General features: G+C 35.8%; 15 protein-coding genes and 5 tRNA genes. 14 read left to right on the forward strand and 6 right to left on the reverse strand.

Going from position 1 to position 18,352, the window contains the following annotated elements:
* Positions 1-17 precede the first annotated feature (17 nt).
* Positions 18-1,736, forward strand: a complete 1,719-nt coding sequence (locus tag A9501_RS08470) for a hypothetical protein (RefSeq protein WP_065265565.1) — start codon at positions 18-20, stop codon at positions 1,734-1,736.
* Positions 1,737-1,778: 42 nt separating this feature from the next.
* Here A9501_RS08470 and A9501_RS08475 read toward each other — a convergent pair whose 3' ends face one another.
* Entirely contained in the window at positions 1,779-2,366 is a 588-nt protein-coding gene (locus A9501_RS08475) for a hypothetical protein (protein WP_005644465.1), read from the reverse strand.
* Between the two features lie 229 nt (positions 2,367-2,595).
* On the opposite strand from A9501_RS08475, the gene merR reads away from it, so the two are divergent.
* From merR to A9501_RS08495, 4 genes are all read left to right on the forward strand, one after another.
* Positions 2,596-2,988 (forward strand): Hg(II)-responsive transcriptional regulator, encoded by a 393-nt coding sequence (gene merR, locus A9501_RS08480; protein WP_007526597.1) that lies wholly within the window; start codon positions 2,596-2,598, stop codon positions 2,986-2,988.
* Positions 2,989-3,016: 28 nt separating this feature from the next.
* The gene (gene merA / locus A9501_RS08485) at positions 3,017-4,657 is read left to right on the forward strand and encodes a mercury(II) reductase (protein WP_064083205.1); all 1,641 of its coding nucleotides are present in this window, start codon (positions 3,017-3,019) and stop codon (positions 4,655-4,657) included.
* Positions 4,658-4,882: 225 nt separating this feature from the next.
* Positions 4,883-5,806 (forward strand): ISL3 family transposase, encoded by a 924-nt coding sequence (locus tag A9501_RS08490; protein WP_005644441.1) that lies wholly within the window; start codon positions 4,883-4,885, stop codon positions 5,804-5,806.
* A 31-nt stretch (positions 5,807-5,837) separates the two neighbouring features.
* Entirely contained in the window at positions 5,838-6,098 is a 261-nt protein-coding gene (locus A9501_RS08495) for a hypothetical protein (RefSeq protein WP_005644566.1), read from the forward strand.
* Positions 6,099-6,620: 522 nt separating this feature from the next.
* On the opposite strand, the gene A9501_RS08500 is transcribed toward A9501_RS08495, so the two are convergent.
* The 3 genes from A9501_RS08500 to gltX form a co-directional block, all read right to left on the reverse strand.
* Positions 6,621-7,820, reverse strand: coding sequence for a tyrosine-type recombinase/integrase (locus A9501_RS08500; protein WP_007526596.1), 1,200 nt, complete (start codon positions 7,818-7,820; stop codon positions 6,621-6,623).
* A gap of 239 nt (positions 7,821-8,059) precedes the next feature.
* A tRNA-Ala gene (locus A9501_RS08505) sits at positions 8,060-8,135 on the reverse strand.
* An 80-nt stretch (positions 8,136-8,215) separates the two neighbouring features.
* Positions 8,216-9,658 carry a glutamate--tRNA ligase gene (gene gltX, locus A9501_RS08510; protein ID WP_065265566.1) on the reverse strand — a complete coding sequence of 481 codons (1,443 nt, stop codon included), beginning with the start codon at positions 9,656-9,658 and terminating at the stop codon, positions 8,216-8,218.
* A 170-nt stretch (positions 9,659-9,828) separates the two neighbouring features.
* On the opposite strand from gltX, the gene A9501_RS08515 reads away from it, so the two are divergent.
* From A9501_RS08515 to lpt6, 5 genes are all read left to right on the forward strand, one after another.
* Positions 9,829-9,904 (forward strand) — tRNA-Val (locus A9501_RS08515).
* 43 nt (positions 9,905-9,947) lie between these two features.
* A tRNA-Val gene (locus A9501_RS08520) sits at positions 9,948-10,023 on the forward strand.
* Positions 10,024-10,081: 58 nt separating this feature from the next.
* Positions 10,082-10,157: transfer RNA gene (locus A9501_RS08525), tRNA-Val, on the forward strand.
* A gap of 52 nt (positions 10,158-10,209) precedes the next feature.
* Positions 10,210-10,285: transfer RNA gene (locus A9501_RS08530), tRNA-Val, on the forward strand.
* Positions 10,286-10,406: 121 nt separating this feature from the next.
* Positions 10,407-12,062 carry a phosphoethanolamine transferase Lpt6 gene (lpt6, locus tag A9501_RS08535; protein ID WP_065265567.1) on the forward strand — a complete coding sequence of 552 codons (1,656 nt, stop codon included), beginning with the start codon at positions 10,407-10,409 and terminating at the stop codon, positions 12,060-12,062.
* 43 nt (positions 12,063-12,105) lie between these two features.
* On the opposite strand, the gene A9501_RS08540 is transcribed toward lpt6, so the two are convergent.
* Both A9501_RS08540 and A9501_RS08545 read right to left on the reverse strand, forming a co-directional pair.
* Positions 12,106-12,903: a virulence factor BrkB family protein gene (locus tag A9501_RS08540; protein ID WP_005644271.1), complete on the reverse strand. Its 798-nt coding sequence runs from the start codon at positions 12,901-12,903 to the stop codon at positions 12,106-12,108.
* A complete protein-coding gene (locus A9501_RS08545) occupies positions 12,900-13,379 on the reverse strand; it encodes a YchJ family protein (protein WP_065265568.1) in 480 nt (159 codons plus the stop codon). The genes A9501_RS08540 and A9501_RS08545 overlap by 4 nt, the downstream gene beginning before the upstream one ends.
* Before the next feature lie 127 nt (positions 13,380-13,506).
* Here A9501_RS08545 and A9501_RS08550 point away from each other — a divergent pair, with 127 nt between their 5' ends.
* From A9501_RS08550 to A9501_RS08565, 4 genes are all read left to right on the forward strand, one after another.
* Positions 13,507-15,006: a helicase HerA-like C-terminal domain-containing protein gene (locus A9501_RS08550; RefSeq protein WP_065265569.1), complete on the forward strand. Its 1,500-nt coding sequence runs from the start codon at positions 13,507-13,509 to the stop codon at positions 15,004-15,006.
* A gap of 274 nt (positions 15,007-15,280) precedes the next feature.
* Positions 15,281-15,610, forward strand: a complete 330-nt coding sequence (locus tag A9501_RS08555; RefSeq protein ID WP_005629464.1) for a YbaB/EbfC family nucleoid-associated protein — start codon at positions 15,281-15,283, stop codon at positions 15,608-15,610.
* 62 nt (positions 15,611-15,672) lie between these two features.
* Positions 15,673-16,275 (forward strand): recombination mediator RecR, encoded by a 603-nt coding sequence (recR, locus tag A9501_RS08560; protein WP_065265570.1) that lies wholly within the window; start codon positions 15,673-15,675, stop codon positions 16,273-16,275.
* A gap of 15 nt (positions 16,276-16,290) precedes the next feature.
* Positions 16,291-18,246 carry a DNA topoisomerase III gene (locus A9501_RS08565; RefSeq protein ID WP_065265571.1) on the forward strand — a complete coding sequence of 652 codons (1,956 nt, stop codon included), beginning with the start codon at positions 16,291-16,293 and terminating at the stop codon, positions 18,244-18,246.
* Positions 18,247-18,352 lie beyond the last annotated feature (106 nt).

An 18,352-nucleotide genomic window follows, 5' to 3' on the forward strand; every position in this document is an offset into this window, starting at 1 on the left:
TTTTTATGGAGATTATTATGAAGAAAGAAAATGTAAGTTTTCCAGATAAATGGAAGGGATGGAGATTAAAAAATAATGAGATTGATTACAATGTAGATGATAATAACTATCTACTTTCTAGGCGTAACTATTTACTAGATAAAGTAGATGATAGCAGTTACAAACTTAAGAATAGCATAGATAGCTATTCAAATAGGCAAGTCTTAGCTTGGGGTTGCGGCTCAGGGAAAACCACAAATTTAAAGGTTCTTTGTGCTAATACTGATAAGTCTACTTTGATTATTGTAAAAACAAATGAAGAAATTAAAAGGCTTGTATTTGATGTTAAAGCATTAAATCCTAAACAGTCCATTTGTGGAATTTATAAAGGAAGCGATACATTAAAAGAATTAGAATGTAATATTTATGCTTTGTCAAAATATAGAATAGTAGTAACTAATAACTGGAGGGCTTTATATGAATCAAGCAATATATTTATTAACTATGATGATCCCATAAAGAAAGAGATAACAAAGAGAGAATTAGTTATCTTTGATGAATTCCAGACCCCTTATACGGATATAGTAGTAAAACATGAGAAATTATTAGTAGAACTTTATAAGAGAGAGTTGATATACGGAAAAGAGATAAGGCTAAATAAGGAGACAATTAAGAATATAATAAATTTTGACAAAAATATATTTAATGAATTATTTAATGATTTACCTGATATAAAAAATGAAAAACTATATCATGAAAGAGTTAGCTGGCTATTCAATAAACTTATAGTATCTTTAGGAGATCTATCTAATACAGATATATCATCAGATATTATCATACACCAAGATATTAATGACTTTATATATGAAGATACAAAATTAATTATTTTAGATGCCACAGCAGAATTTTTATTTGAAGGTAGTAATAATTGGAATATAGAAAGATATAATCAAAGTAAAGTAGTTATAAATAATAATATTTATTATGATACATTGTTATCAACACGAAGGACAAGAAAAAGTAATGAGAAACATAAAAAAGATATTGTTGAAGACATAAGAAAACTTGAGAAATATATTTCTATGAATAATGGAAATAAACATCTTGTTATTACATGGAATAATACATTTCATATAGAGAATCTACCTAACTTCATTAAAGAAAATATTAGTAAAGATTTGCGAGATAAATATGAGGTTATTCATTATAATTCAGGAAAGTGTAGAGCTACAAATGAGTATATAAAATATGATTCAATAATATTTTTTGGTGAGTGGTTTAATAATTCATTTCATGCAGAGAGACTTTCTGAAGTATTAAATACTAAAATAGAATCTAAAGATCTAGTAAAATCAGAAATAGTTCAAGCAATTTTTAGAACTCAAGCAAGAATAGGAAAGTCAGTATCTATCGCATTTTTTTACAATTATAATGAGAAATTATTGGATGGATACGATTCATTTGAAGAAAGTATTAATAGTATATTGAATATAGAAGATAATGATTTTAAAAGAATGGTTAAAATGAGAAGAATATTAAATATAATGGAAAATGAATTGAATAAGAATACACTAAAAAAAGTAAAAAACTTCATTCGTAAAATGAATATTTTAGATTTAAAAAATGAAATTATGGAAATTAAAACCAGCCTTAAAGAATTAAATGATATTGTTGATCATAAATTTAAATCTAGGAGAGATGTTATACCACTTCAAAATGCTCTCATGGAATACCTTAATATAAATTTAACTTTATAAAATAAAAGCCTAATAGGGAGTTAATCTATTAGGCTTTATTTTTTATTGAATAGTTACATAAAAATCTTTTCCATTATCACTACTTTCAATTTTATAACGTATAGGTGCTTTTATGCCACTGTTATATTGATTTCTATAAACTTCTATTGCTTGTTCATGTTCTCTAACCATTTTATCTAACTGTTCTTTAGTTTCAGATAAATATTTATCCCTTTCTTGTTGATAATAAATTTTTACTCTATTAATATCTTGAGGGTAAGATTCTTCTAAAATCCTAAGATTATCTTCAATATTCTTAACCTTATCATCCCTTTCTTGATTGAATCTATTTTTATGATGATTGTAATTATTAGAAAGTTCCTTTTTGTTACGTTCTAAAGACTCAGACACTTCTTTATCACTTGCTCCTGCTCTTTTATAGTTTTTAGCATCTAATTCGATTTGGCTAGACATTCTTTTATAATGATTTTCATTTTCTAGTAATTTTTGTTCTGAATCAGAAATAGCTTTATTTTTATCTGAAGAAAGACTGTTCTTTTTACTAGAATATTTATTTTCTAATTCAGATAACTGTTCTTTTTCTCTTTTATCCATTTTTAATGAAAATTCATTAAATGCATTTTTTAGCATTATTTCTTTTTTTGGGTCTTCGGAATATATAATGGAATTACTTTCTTAATAGTTTAAAAACAACTGGTGTTTAAATTGGATTTTCTGGTGGGATGTTAGGATAATCAATAGTATTATATAAAAGTATCAATCACATACGAGTGATACTTTGGGAAAAAAATAAAATAGTCCAATTTACTTGACCGTGTACTATGGTACATGGTTTATAATATTCAGGGGGTGAAATAAGATGATTTATCGCATTAGTGAGTTTGCAGATAAATGTGGAGTTAATAAAGAAACGATCAGATATTACGAGCGAAAAAATTTATTACAAGAACCTCACCGAACGGAAGCTGGTTATCGGATATATTCATATGATGACGTTAAGCGTGTTGGGTTTATTAAACGAATACAGGAACTTGGTTTCTCTTTAAGCGAGATTTATAAATTACTTGGTGTTGTAGATAAAGATGAAGTTCGTTGTCAAGATATGTTCGAATTTGTTTCTAAAAAACAAAAGGAAGTGCAAAAACAAATAGAGGATTTAAAACGAATTGAAACTATGTTAGACGACTTAAAACAACGATGTCCAGCTGAAAAGCAATTACATTCGTGTCCAATAATAGAAACATTAACATGAGAGATTAATTAACGAAAGGAGCTTTTTTATGAATAAATTTAAGGTAAACATTTCAGGAATGACCTGTACGGGTTGTGAAAAACACGTAGAATCAGCACTTGAAAAGATAGGTGCTAAAAATATTGAGTCTAGTTATCGTCGTGGTGAAGCAGTATTTGAACTGCCCGATGATATTGAGGTTGAAAGTGCAATAAAGGCGATTGATGAAGCAAATTACCAAGCCGGAGAAATTGAAGAAGTATCATCACTAGAAAACGTGGCGTTAATTAATGAAGACAATTATGACCTTCTTATTATTGGTTCTGGTGCTGCTGCCTTTTCTTCGGCAATTAAAGCTATAGAATACGGTGCAAAAGTTGGAATGATTGAGCGTGGAACGGTTGGGGGAACCTGTGTGAATATTGGCTGTGTTCCGTCAAAAACTCTTCTTAGGGCAGGGGAAATCAATCATTTATCAAAAGACAATCCGTTTATAGGTTTACAAACATCCGCTGGAGAAGTGGATTTAGCTAGTTTAATCACGCAAAAGGATAAATTGGTGAGCGAACTTCGGAATCAAAAATATATGGATTTAATTGATGAATATAATTTTGATTTAATTAAAGGTGAAGCAAAATTCGTTGATGCTAGTACGGTTGAGGTCAATGGGGCAAAGTTATCTGCAAAACGCTTTTTAATTGCAACAGGTGCATCGCCTTCGTTGCCCCAAATTCCAGGACTTGAAAAAATGGACTATTTAACTAGTACAACACTTCTTGAGTTAAAGAAAATACCAAAACGATTAACTGTAATTGGTTCAGGATACATTGGAATGGAGCTTGGACAACTATTTCATCATTTAGGTTCAGAAATAACGCTTATGCAAAGAAGTGAGCGACTTTTAAAGGAGTATGATCCTGAGATTTCAGAGTCAGTTGAAAAAGCGTTAATTGAACAGGGTATAAACCTTGTCAAAGGGGCAACTTTTGAGCGTGTTGAACAAAGTGGAGAGATAAAAAGGGTTTACGTAACAGTAAATGGCAGTAGAGAAGTCATTGAATCAGATCAGTTACTTGTTGCCACTGGAAGAAAACCAAATACGGATTCTTTAAATTTAAGTGCAGCAGGTGTTGAAACTGGAAAAAATAATGAAATCCTGATCAATGATTTTGGTCAAACAAGTAATGAAAAGATTTATGCAGCAGGAGATGTGACTTTAGGACCACAATTTGTATATGTAGCAGCCTATGAAGGTGGAATTATTACTGATAATGCTATTGGTGGATTAAACAAAAAAATAGATTTATCGGTAGTTCCTGCTGTTACGTTTACGAATCCGACGGTTGCAACGGTTGGTTTAACAGAAGAACAAGCAAAAGAGAAAGGGTATGATGTGAAGACATCTGTATTACCTTTAGATGCTGTTCCAAGAGCAATTGTAAACCGTGAAACAACCGGTGTATTTAAACTAGTAGCAGATGCAGAAACACTAAAAGTATTAGGGGTTCATATTGTATCTGAAAATGCAGGAGATGTCATCTATGCAGCATCATTAGCTGTTAAATTTGGCTTAACGATAGAAGATTTAACAGAAACCCTAGCACCATATTTAACAATGGCTGAAGGGCTAAAATTAGTTGCACTTACGTTCGATAAAGATATTTCGAAATTATCTTGTTGTGCAGGCTAAGGGAACTTTTTTACAACTCCCTATTCAAGTGAACCAGCTAATGCTTTAAGGGATTTTCTAAGTGCATTTGTGGTCACAAAAATAATTTAACACTGATGATTTCGACATCAAATCTATAATTGATACCTTAACACCGCAGAGTAATAAAGGATGAATAATATGTCAGACTTATTATCCCTACCAGACATTAAAACAATAGAACCGCCACAATAAAATGAAACCGATATGATGTTTAAAGTTGAAGCAGTCGGACCACCTGAACGTTGTCCTGAATGTGGTTTTGACAAGTTGTACAAACACAGTTCAAGAAATCAACTAATTATGGATTTGCCCATTCGTTTAAAGCGAGTGGGCTTACAATTGAACCGTAGACGATACAAGTGTCGTGAATGCGGATCTACCTTCTGGGAACGCCTAATATCTGTAGATGAAAAGCGTAGTATGACCAAAAGGCTTTTAAAGTCCATTCAAGAGCAATCCATGTCTAAGACCTTTGTAGAAGTCGCAGAAAGCGTTGGTGTTGACGAGAAAACCATTAGGAACGTTTTTAAGGACTATGTGGCACTCAAAGAACGTGAATACCAGTTTGAAACTCCTAAGTGGCTTGGGATAGACGAGATACATATTATCCGTAGACCTCGGCTTGTATTGACTAATATTGAACGCAGGACTATTTATGACATCAAGCCTAACCGTAACAAGGAAACAGTCATCCAACGTCTTTCAGAAATCAGTGACAGGACTTACATTGAGTACGTCACAATGGATATGTGGAAGCCCTACAAAGACGCAGTGAACACTATCCTTCCACACGCTAAAGTTGTCGTAGATAAGTTTCATGTAGTTAGAATGGCTAATCAAGCCTTAGATAACGTCAGAAAGTCTTTGAAAGCCCATATGAGCCAAAAAGAAAGACGTACCCTTATGCGTGAAAGGTTTATCCTTCTAAAGCGTAAACACGATCTAAATGAACGTGAATCATTCCTCTTAGATACTTGGTTAGGTAATCTTCCTGCTTTAAAAGAAGCCTATGAACTCAAAGAAGAGTTTTACTGGATATGGGATACTCCTGATCCAGATGAAGGTCATCTTCGTTATAGTCAATGGAGACACCGTTGTATGTCCAGCAACTCTATATGCAAAAATTGAACGTGGAGAAACTAAGCTCAATCTTCATAAATTGGAGCAAATTGCCAATATCTTTAATATTGATGTTTTAGAACTAATCAAAAATGATGATAAGAATGTACTGTTCTTCATGAATGATCATAACACTAACTACTACGGTTCAAATGAGAATTTGACATCAGAAATCGATCGATTAAAACTAACTATTTCGCATAAAGATGAGCTATTGAAACAAAGAGATCTAGTGATTGAACAAAAAGATAGCGAGATTTCAGCATTGAAAGAGATTATTTCTTTGCTTAAATCGAAATAGACACTATCTATAATATACTTATTTTATCTAAATTATTTAACTATCAGAAAACGCTGTATAACCTATCTAAATCACTGCTAGCAGCATTATTTAGGGATAGATGAATTACCCTACGTGTTTTTTTATCTTTCCTGCCATAAGCGTCTCTCGCATTATATTGACTATATATTCTATATCTAAGTGATTTCCTATTTTTAAGATCCCATATTATTAGAATTCTATTAATTAATAAAAATTATAGATCAAGGGCTGATGATTCTCATCATCAGCCTTAGCTCTCTATATAGATCTATAATGATAATCTTCTTCAAAAATAAACGTAGCTAAGAGATCTTAATATATAGTAAAAGCTACAATTTGTATTTGTAGCTTTTACATAGGTAAGTAATCATATCTATCAAGATAGATACTCATTAAGTGTTTTTAACTAATTTATAAATAAATTTAGTTGTTTTTTTTATTATTAATAGAGGCAGGTCAAAAAAAAACAACTCCGTTTAATGGTAATTTCTCCTAAAAAATTTAAGATTGAGAACATTTCTCAATATAATCTCCCCACATTTGCATAATATCCCTTCTTTTCTCCAAATAATTAGCATGATTATAAGCTAGGCTAACTTGGCTTCCTGTTTTATGTGCTAGACAAGCTTCAGCATGCTCATGTTGAACGCCTTGTTCTGCTAAAAAAGTTCTAGCCAATCCCCTTAATCCGTGTGCAGTCTGTTTATCTTTGTAACCCATCCTTTTTAGTGCCATATTAACAGTAGATGAACTCATTGCTTTCTTTAAATCACTTCTATGAGTAAACAAATATTTATTATGACCCGTCATTGGTCTTAGCTGTTCTATCAAAGCCATTACTTGGGATGATAATGGTACTGTATGTAGAAACCTCACTTTCATTCTTTCAGCAGGAATATTCCATTCTTTTTTATCAAAATCAAATTCGCTCCATGAAGCGTTACTTGCTTCATTAGGTCTAACCATTGTTAATAATTGAAATAAGATTAATAATTGAGTTTTCTTTTCAATCTTAGCACTATGTATTGATTTTATAAGGGTAGGAATTTCTTCAATACTTACTCTAGGGTTATTTCTTTGACGAACAGACTTGAATGTAGAGCTAATTTTTAGGCAAGTATTACTTTCAATTAACCCACTATTAACCGCAAAATTTAAGATTTCATTTAGATGACCGCATAGTCTATGAACCATATCTGGAGATCCATTTTCCTCCACTTTCTTTAACATTTGGACTACTAAAGAAGGCTTAATTTCTTTAATAGAATATCGACCTATCAAAGGAAAAAGATGAAGCTCTAAGTTTCGCCAATATTTATTGATCGTTTTCTCTTCAACTTCTGAACTTTTTTTCTCTTTCCAAAGTTCTGCAACTTTCTCAAAGGAACTTTGAGTATCCATAAGCTGCTTTCTTTCTAGTTCTTCTCTATGTTTTTTAGGATCAATTTGTTGAGCTAATAATTTACGACAGTCATCTCTTAACATTCTAGCTTCAGCTAAGCTAACTATCGGATATGTACCTAGCCCTAAATTAGTCCTTGTACCAAGAATAGGTCGTATATAATTAAATAGCCATAATTTAGAGCCGTTAGGCTTAATTCTTAATAAAAGCCCATAACCATCACATAAGCTATACTCTTTTTCTTTTGGCTTAGCTTTTTTTATCTCCGTATCTGTTAAGGGAGTTGTTCTTCTTGCCATTAGATACCTCCAAAATGAAGTAACACTAAAAACTTTATAAATTTATTTTATAAATCATAAAGTTATAATTAATTTAGTAACACTATATGATCCTATCATAGCATGGTGTTACTATTAGTGTTACTAGAATTTGTGGATTTGGTTGGTTTCTATCGGACTTGTTAGAACAACAAAAAAGCCTTGATATGCTATATATCAAGGCTTTATCGGACTATATCATACTATATAAAATTAGAATTTGGTGGAGATAATCGGGATCGAACCGACGACCTCTTGAATGCCATTCAAGCGCTCTCCCAACTGAGCTATATCCCCATAAAAGACAGCAACATGATAAAATTTGACTATGTGGCTGTCAATACGATTTTATTATGCGTTTGTTATCCGATTAAATATTAAGCGTTTTGTGCATGAATAAAATCAATAGCACGCTGAATACGCGCAAGTACGCGATCTCTACCGATACCGACTAGGGTAACATCCATTGATGGAGATTGACCAGAACCTGTCACAGCGACACGTAATGGCATGCCAACTTTACCCATGCCCACTTCTAGTTCAGCAGCCGTTTGCTCAATCGCTTCGTGAGTAGAATGTAAATCCCAGCTAGAAAGTGCGGTTAATTTTTCTTTTACTTTTGCGAGTGCTTCGGCAGCGTTGCCTTTGAAATGTTTTTTTGCTGCTGCTTCATCAAAGGTTTCAAATTCTTCAAAGAAGTAGCGGCTTGAACTAGCCATTTCTTTTAAGGTTTTGCAACGTTCCGCAAGCATGGTGACTATTTCAGTTAATCCAGGACCATTGGTTGTATCAATGCCTTGGTCTTTGTAATGCCATTCAAGATGTTTAGCCACATATTCTGGCGGTAATTCACGGATATAATGTTGATTCAACCATTGTAATTTTTCGGTATTAAATGCACTAGCTGATTTGCTAACGTGATCTAATTCGAAATACTTGATCATTTCTTCGCGACTGAAAATTTCTTGGTCGCCATGTCCCCAGCCTAAACGTACGAGATAGTTGATTAAAGCTTCTGGTAAGTAACCATCATCACGATATTGCATTACGCTCACTGCGCCATGTCGTTTAGATAATTTTTGACCATCATCTCCATTAATCATGGAAACGTGCGCATAGGTTGGAATTGGTGCACCAATTGCTTTTAAAATATTAATTTGACGTGGTGTGTTGTTGATATGATCTTCGCCACGTACCACATGAGTGATGCCCATGTCCCAGTCATCCACGACTACGCAGAAGTTATAGGTTGGTGAACTGTCTGTGCGACGAATAATAAGATCATCAAGCTCACTGTTGCTGATTTCAATACGGCCACGTACGGCATCATCAAATACTACCGAGCCTTCAGTTGGATTTTTAAAACGTACAACATGAGGTTCATCTGGTGAATGGCTGTGATCGTGTAAGCAATGACGGTCATAACGTGGTTTTTCTTTATTTTGTTCTTGAGTATGACGAAGTTCTTCTAAGCGATCTTTAGTACAGTAACAACGATATGCTAAGCCTTGTTCAATCATTTCATCGATCACTTGGTTGTAACGATCAAAGCGTTTAGTTTGGTAATAAGGGCCATGTTCCCACGGAAGATTTAACCATTCCATTCCTTCAATAATTGCAGCAGTTGCTTCAGGTGTTGAACGCTCTAAATCTGTGTCTTCAATTCGTAATACAAATTCGCCGTTATTATGTTTTGCGTATAACCAAGAATAAAGTGCGGTACGTGCGCCACCTACATGTAAATAACCTGTAGGGCTAGGAGCAAAACGAGTACGCACTTTTACATTTGGGTCTAAATTAAAAGGGGCATCTAGTTTCATTTTTATAACCTATCTTCAATAAAATATTAGTCGTTATTCTACTACGACTTGTTTGACTTCTAAATAAAAAAGCGGATTTTATGCTTATTTTTACGACAATTAAACAAAATTTAATAAAAAGGTATTGACTGAAAATGCATTCTCCCTATAATGCCAACCCACAACATTAAGGGCGATTAGCTCAGTTGGGAGAGCACCTCCCTTACAAGGAGGGGGTCACTGGTTCGAGACCGGTATCGCCCACCACTTCTCTAAAAAGTGTTCTTAATGTTACTAAGTTTGACCTAGCGGGCGATTAGCTCAGTTGGGAGAGCACCTCCCTTACAAGGAGGGGGTCACTGGTTCGAGACCGGTATCGCCCACCACTTTTCTAAAGTGTCCTTTCCGCTCAAACTTTCCCTTTATATTTAAACGCTTTCTAGTGGGCGATTAGCTCAGTTGGGAGAGCACCTCCCTTACAAGGAGGGGGTCACTGGTTCGAGACCGGTATCGCCCACCACTTAAAAGTGTTTAAATAAACCGAAAATTTAGGGTTTTACCTTAATATTATCGGGCGATTAGCTCAGTTGGGAGAGCACCTCCCTTACAAGGAGGGGGTCACTGGTTCGAGACCGGTATCGCCCACCACTTTATTTTCAAATTCTCCAAATAATTTTCTTTTCCCGTTCAATCCATTACGTTTACGTGATAAAGTGCGCAGACATTGTCATGTCTCATTTTAGTCTGTTATGCATCATAGGGAAAATTCATGATCGCTTATATTTTCTTAGCTTTATTCACGATTGCGGCAGTGATTTTTATCGTAAACTCCCATTATCGTTGGACTTATTTCTTTGCTATTACGCTTTTTACTTTTTTATTTGGCGGGATGCTTATGGTTTCTGGCCAATGGCAACGTGCTTTAAATTTTTCATCCGTGCTTTTTGTGGTACTGATGTTATTTCACCGTTTAAAAATTCATTATTACAAACAGCCTTTGTTAATTTCAGATTTCTTTCTTGTAGTGGATTGGCGAAATTGGGAAACCTTAATTCATTATAAAGGGGCATTGTTTGGCGTTATTGGGCTACTTGCGTTATTAGGTTATGCGATTTTTGGTTTTAATGATGTCGAGTCTTTAGGACTATTAGGTTACAACATTGGGGCGTTATTGTTTATCGTTAGCTTTAGCTTGATGTGGCATTATTCTAAAAAGCCAAGTGCGGTGCAAGTTTGGTTAGATTCTTTGCCCGATGATGGTCGCGATGTGTTTTTGAATTTACCTATGTCTTGCCGCGGTATTTTTTTCAAGATGCCAAATTTTGATGGCAATAGCCAAAATTTTATTGAAAAAATGACCGCACTTTCATCCGATACAAACAACCTATCTGAAACAAAACCTGATATTGTTGTGACATTAATGGAATCCACGCTGAACCCTCATCAATTTGCTTTTAGTCAGCAATCTATTCCACCACTTTCCATGTTTGAACCTCAACATGATACAGTATTTGCTTCGCCGTTGCGTGTACATACTTTTGCTGGCGCAACGTGGAAATCAGAATTTGCTTTTTTAGCTGGAGTGCCTTCGACCGATTTTGGCGCGTTAGCAAGTGGCGTTTTTTATTCCGTTGTACCGCACTTGCAATCAGGTTTAGTGAAAAATCTAAAAGCACAAGGATATTTTTGTGTTGCCTTGTCGCCTTTTACAAAAGGTAATTACAATGCTAAATCCGCTTATGATCATTTCGGTTTTGATTTGATGTTACAGCCGCAAGATCTTGGTTATCCTGCGCCTATTAGTAAAAATCTTTGGGATATTAGTAGTGAAGAAATGATGAAGTACACCCGAATGATTTTGGAAAAGCAGCATCCTGCGTTAGAAAATGTGGATCAGCCGATGTTTGTTTATGTATTGACTATGCGTGAACATGGCCCATATGAATTGGACATGGAAAATACATTTAATCTTCAAATGCCTAATTTAGGGGCTAAAAGTATTTCTGCATTGAATGACTATACTCAACGTATTGTCGCATTGAATGATGCTATTGAAGGGATGAATAAGTATTTACATGAACGTAAGAAGCCTTTTGTTTTAGGTTATTTCGGTGATCACCAAGTGGCATTTGATAATGTTATCCCTCCGAAGAAAGGGGATTATGCACAGCCTGATTATGTGACGCAATTTGTTGTAAGAAGTAATTGTGCGAGTCAATTTAAGCAAGAGCAACGTTTTTTAGATCTCGCTTTTGCCGGAGGCGTCTTGATGAATGTAGCTGGATTATCAGCAGAAGATGAATTTATGAAAGCGAATATGGCAATGTGTAAACTAAGTCACGGAAAATTGGAAGATTCCTCTAATCCTGAATTCGTGAACGACTACCGTCATTATCTCTATCAAACCTTAAAGATTGCAAAATAGCTAAATAAAAAAGACCGATTGTGATAAATCGGTCTTTCTATTCTTATTCTTTTAATTCGCCTAATACTTCAGATAATTGTGCCCCGACCAACACAACTAGCCAGCTAATCTGAATCCACAATAGCATAATCGGTAATGTTGCCATTGCGCCATAGATTAGTTGATAAGAAGGGAATGTGGTGATGTACCAAGTAAAGGCTTGTTTACCGAGTGTAAAGAAAATAGCAGCAATGAGTGCTCCACAAGCAGAATATCTGATATCCACTTTCTTATTTGGCACGATGGTATAAATTAATGTGAAAATAAACCATGTGAAAAAGAATGGGAGTAAACTGAGCAATTTCACACCGAGAGAAAGTGTTTCTGATTGTTCAAATACCACTTTTATATAAGAGCTAATCCCTATACTTGTACCTATAACGAGAGGCCCAAAAGTCAGAATCATCCAGTAAATCGCGAAAGAGGTAAAAATAGGACGAATACTTGTATCATGCCAAATGCTGTTGAGGGTTCGGTCGATGTTATTAATTAGCATCAAGGCAACGGCAATTAAACTCACAATTCCCACCGCACTCATTTTCTTTGAGTTTGATACGAATTGATCGATATATTCGCCCACCATATCACTTGCTGATGGCGCAAAATTGGTGAAAATCATTTCTTTCAATTCTCCTGTCACTTCATTGAATACAGGAAAGGCAGAGAATATAGAAAAAATCACCATCACCATTGGCACGATAGCAAGCATCGTGCTGTAAGTTAGTGCGCCAGCAGCTTGGTTGAGTTTATTTTCTGAAAAACGTTTCCAAAAGAGCTGGCTAAATTGTTTCAATGAAATCATAAAAATCCCCCACAGCAATGTTTAAATTTTTTACCGGAACCACATACACAAGGTTGTTTCATTGTAGGCAAGGATACGGTCGGATCAATAAAATACCAATGGTTTTCAATTTTCACAAAAATTGACCGCTCTTGATGGGTTAGTTCTCCCTCTTCGCCTTGAAAAATAGCTTTAAATTCCACCGCACTTTGAGTTTTTGTGAGGTTTTCTGTTTTTAGGATCTCTAACCCTAGCCATGTCGTGTTGTCAGCCCATTCTTGCAATAGATGAGTATCTAATAAACTTTGTTGGTTTGGCACAGTTGTTGCAACAATATAAGGTATATTTTTTAAAACATAAGCCGTATAACGTGAACGCATGAGTTGTTCTGCCGTTTCTGGGACAGCAGTGTGTAAATGAAAAGGCGCACAGCAATGTTTGTACTCTTTGCCAGAACGGCAAAAACACAATGAAGGTGCGGTAAAATTTTCTGACATTTTAGTGTTCTGAAGTGGTATAAAATAGATTTAATTTGAATTATAACTGAAAAATGTTTAACTTTTTGACCGCACTTCTTTTTTTACTTATTATTCGTTACAACAAAAAACAAAAGGATATTCATTTATGCAATACGATCTCTCTCGCACAGAACAAGGTAAAATCCTAGGCATCACGGCCAAAATGGCTAACCGCCATGGCCTTATTGCTGGCGCAACAGGTACGGGTAAAACTGTCACATTACGTAAAATGGCAGAAGCCTTCAGTGATGATGGGGTTCCGGTATTTTTAGTAGACGTAAAAGGCGATCTTTCTGGCTTAATAAAGAGCGGTCAATTTCAGGGCAAAATTGCGGAACGAATTGAGCAGTTCGGGTTAGGCAATGAAAGTTATCTTAATGGCTATCCTGTTTCTTTTTGGGATGTTTTTGGACAAACGGGCATTCCTCTTAGAACAACCATTTCTGAAATGGGCCCGTTGTTGCTTTCTCGTTTATTGAATCTAAATGCTACGCAAGAAGGATTATTAAACCTGGTATTTCGTGTGGCAGATGATAAAGGTTTATTGCTCATTGATTTAAAAGATCTTCGTGCAATGCTGAAATATGTTGCAGAGAATGCGAAAACCTTCCAAGTTGAGTATGGCAATGTTTCGACCGCAAGTATCGGTGCAATCCAACGAGCATTACTTACACTTGAAAATGAAGGTGCTACAAATTTATTTGGTGAGCCAGCATTGAATCTAGATGATTGGATGCAAACTCGCGATGGGCGAGGGGTTATTAATGTACTCAATTCTGAAAAATTGATTAATTCCCCAAGAATGTATAGCGCATTTTTATTATGGTTGATGGCAGAACTCTTTGAACAACTGCCAGAAGTGGGGGATCCTGAAAAACCTAAATTTGTTATGTTTTTTGATGAAGCACACTTATTATTTGATGGTGCGCCGAGCGTATTAGTGGAAAAAGTAGAACAAGTTGTGCGTTTGATTCGTTCTAAAGGTGTGGGTATCTATTTTGTCACGCAAAACCCACTAGATTTGCCAGATACCGTATTAGGCCAGTTAGGTAACCGTGTTCAACACGCTCTTCGTGCATTTACTCCACGCGATCAAAAAGCTGTAAAATCAGCCGCAGAAACTTTCCGAGCAAATCCTTCAGTGAATGTCGTCGAGACTATTTCAACCCTTGGAGTGGGGCAAGCATTGGTATCATTTTTAGATGAAAAAGGCATGCCAACGCCAGTTGAAATTGCCTATATCTATCCGCCAAAAAGTCAGCTTTCGCCATTAACGACAGATGAACGTAATGCTTGGGTGAAAGATGATGATCTTTATGCGTATTATAAAGAATATGTAGATAATGAATCTGCCTTTGAAGTATTAACTGCTCAAGCGGATTTAGCTGCGGTACAACAAAAACAAGCAGAGCAAGCCCAAGCGGAAGAAGAAAACGGCTTCTTAGGTAGCTTGAGCCGAATGATTTTTGGTACGCAAAAGCGCGGTGAAAAATTATCGCCAACTGAGCAAATTGTAAATAGTGTTGCGCAGTCTGTAGGGCGAAATATTCGAAATCAAATTACCAAGCAAATTATGAGAGGAATAATGGGGGCATTGAAAAAATAGGTTGATGATAAATGAAACGTGAGGGTTTCCGTTTAGAAGATGCGTATCTAAATTACTTTAAATAAAAGATAATTGATTAAGTATTTGAAATCCTCACTTTCTCTCGGTTCTATATTTTATTAGATTTTTTATTACCATCATCTTTATGATTCAATGTGATAAATATTAAATTTTTCACTGATTTTACAAGCGTCATACATTAATTTCTTTGTTTCCAAGGATTAATTTTTTCGCTAGAATGCAGTCAATTTTTGACTTAATAAAGGATAACATTATGTTTGGAAAAGGCGGTTTAGGCGGCTTAATGAAACAAGCCCAACAAATGCAAGAAAAAATGCAAAAAATGCAGGAAGAAATCGCGCAACTAGAAGTAACGGGTGAATCTGGTGCAGGTTTAGTGAAAATCACAATTAATGGTGCACATAACTGCCGTCGCATTGACATTGATCCGTCTTTAATGGAAGACGATAAAGAAATGTTAGAAGATTTAATCGCGGCCGCTTTTAACGATGCGGTACGTCGTGCAGAAGAATTACAAAAAGAAAAAATGGCATCGGTTACCGCGGGAATGCCATTACCTCCAGGAATGAAGTTTCCGTTTTAATTATTAGGCGCGTGAATATAAAATTCACGCGTCATCTCTCATTTACCTCTCATTAAATCACTATGCAAAGCAGCCCACTTTTGGAACACCTTATTGAGAACTTACGTTGTCTTCCTGGCGTAGGACCTAAATCTGCGCAACGTATGGCTTATCATCTTTTACAACGTAATCGTAGCGGTGGAATGAATTTAGCTCGAGCACTCACAGAAGCCATGTCTAAAATTGGCCATTGTTCACAATGTCGAGACTTTACAGAAGAAGACACTTGCAACATTTGCAATAATCCACGCCGTCAAAATTCAGGTTTGCTTTGTGTCGTTGAAATGCCCGCGGATATTCAAGCTATTGAGCAAACGGGACAATTTTCAGGACGTTATTTTGTCTTAATGGGACACTTATCACCACTTGATGGTATTGGTCCTCGTGAAATTGGCTTAGATTTACTACAAAAACGTTTAGTAGAAGAATCTTTCCACGAGGTGATTCTTGCAACAAACCCAACAGTGGAAGGCGATGCAACAGCAAATTATATCGCTGAAATGTGCCACCAACATAATATCAAAGTGAGTCGTATCGCTCATGGCATTCCTGTCGGTGGCGAACTGGAAACTGTGGACGGCACAACGCTTACTCACTCTTTTCTAGGTCGTCGTCAAATCGACTAATCTTCTCATACCATTATGCGTTTATTTATCGCCGAAAAACCAAGCTTAGCTCGCGCTATTGCTGATGTGCTCCCCAAACCCCATCAACGTGGGGATGGTTTTATAAAGTGTGGCGATAATGATGTGGTAACTTGGTGTGTAGGGCATCTACTCGAGCAAGCAGAACCCGATGCCTATGATCCTAAATTCAAACAATGGCGTTTAGAACATCTCCCTATCATTCCTGAAAAATGGCAACTTTTACCGCGAAAAGAAGTAAAAAAACAACTTTCTGTGGTGGAGAAACTAATCCATCAAGCCGATACACTTGTTAATGCGGGAGACCCTGATAGAGAAGGACAATTACTTGTCGATGAAGTGTTCAGTTATGCTAATTTATCTGCCGAAAAACGCGATAAAATTTTACGCTGCTTGATTAGCGACCTAAATCCAAGTGCGGTAGAAAAAGCGGTTAAAAAATTACAACCAAACCGTAACTTTATTCCTCTTGCCACATCTGCACTCGCACGAGCCCGCGCCGATTGGCTTTATGGCATTAATATGACAAGAGCCTATACCATTCGTGGCCGACAAACTGGCTATGATGGCGTGCTTTCGGTTGGTCGAGTGCAAACCCCTGTGCTGGGTTTAATTGTACGTCGAGATTTGGAAATTGAACATTTCCAACCCAAAGACTTTTTTGAAGTGCTAGCTTGGATTAATCCAAATAGTAAAGAAGAAAAAACTCAGGAGAAATCAACCGCACTTTTTAGTGCCTTATGGCAACCTAGCAAAGCTTGTGAAGATTACCAGGATGATGATGGCAGGGTGCTCTCTAAAGGATTAGCAGAAAACGTTGTAAAACGTATTACAAATCAACCAGCAGAAGTAACCGAATACAAAGACGTTCGTGAAAAAGAAACGGCGCCCTTGCCTTATTCCCTTTCTGCGTTACAAATTGATGCAGCAAAGCGATTTGGTATGTCCGCTCAAGCCGTATTAGATACGTGCCAACGCCTATATGAAACTCATCGTTTAATTACTTATCCTCGTTCTGATTGTCGCTATTTGCCCGAAGAACATTTTGCAGAACGCCATAACGTATTCAATGCAATTTCAACCCATTGTGAAGCTTATCAACCCTTACCAAATGTCATTTCAACTGAACAGCGAAATCGCTGTTGGAATGATAAAAAAGTAGAAGCTCACCATGCAATCATTCCAACGGCCAAAAATCGTCCAGTAAATCTAACACAAGAAGAACGTAATATTTACAGCCTTATCGCTCGCCAATATTTAATGCAATTTTGTCCTGACGCAGAATATCGTAAAAGCAAAATCACGTTGAATATTGCCGGTGGTACTTTTATAGCCCAAGCGCGAAATTTACAAACGGCTGGGTGGAAAGAATTGTTAGGCAAAGAAGACGACACAGAAAATCAAGAACCCTTATTACCAATAGTAAAGAAAGGACAAATTTTGCATTGTGAACGCGGAGAAGTGATGAGTAAAAAAACTCAGCCGCCAAAGCCTTTCACGGATGCGACCTTGCTTTCAGCAATGACGGGCATTGCGCGATTTGTACAGGATAAAGATCTCAAAAAAATCCTACGAGAAACAGATGGATTGGGTACAGAGGCTACTCGCGCTGGCATCATTGAGTTACTTTTTAAACGTGGTTTTTTAACTAAAAAAGGGCGAAATATTCATAGCACGGAAACTGGAAGAATTTTAATTCAGGCATTACCAGATATTGCCACCCAACCAGATATGACGGCCCATTGGGAATCGCAACTCACAGACATTAGTCAAAAACAAGCAACCTATCAGCAATTTATGCATAACTTGAATCAAATGTTGCCTGATTTAGTCCACTTTGTAGATCTTAATGCATTAAGACAATTAAGCCGCATTAAAATGATTAAATCCGATAGAACAAAACCTAAAAGTGCGGTAAAAAAATCGAGTAAATCAAACGGTCAAACTGATTAAAGTTAAACCAATTAATATTTTTTTTATGTAAAGCACTTGCGAGAAAATTGAATTTTCTATAACATTCACGACCAGTTTTCTTGCAAAATTGCAAATTAGAGAGAAA

It is taken from the genome of Haemophilus sp. CCUG 66565 (genome assembly GCF_001679495.1).
Taxonomy (GTDB): Bacteria; Pseudomonadota; Gammaproteobacteria; order Enterobacterales; family Pasteurellaceae; genus Haemophilus; species Haemophilus haemolyticus_K.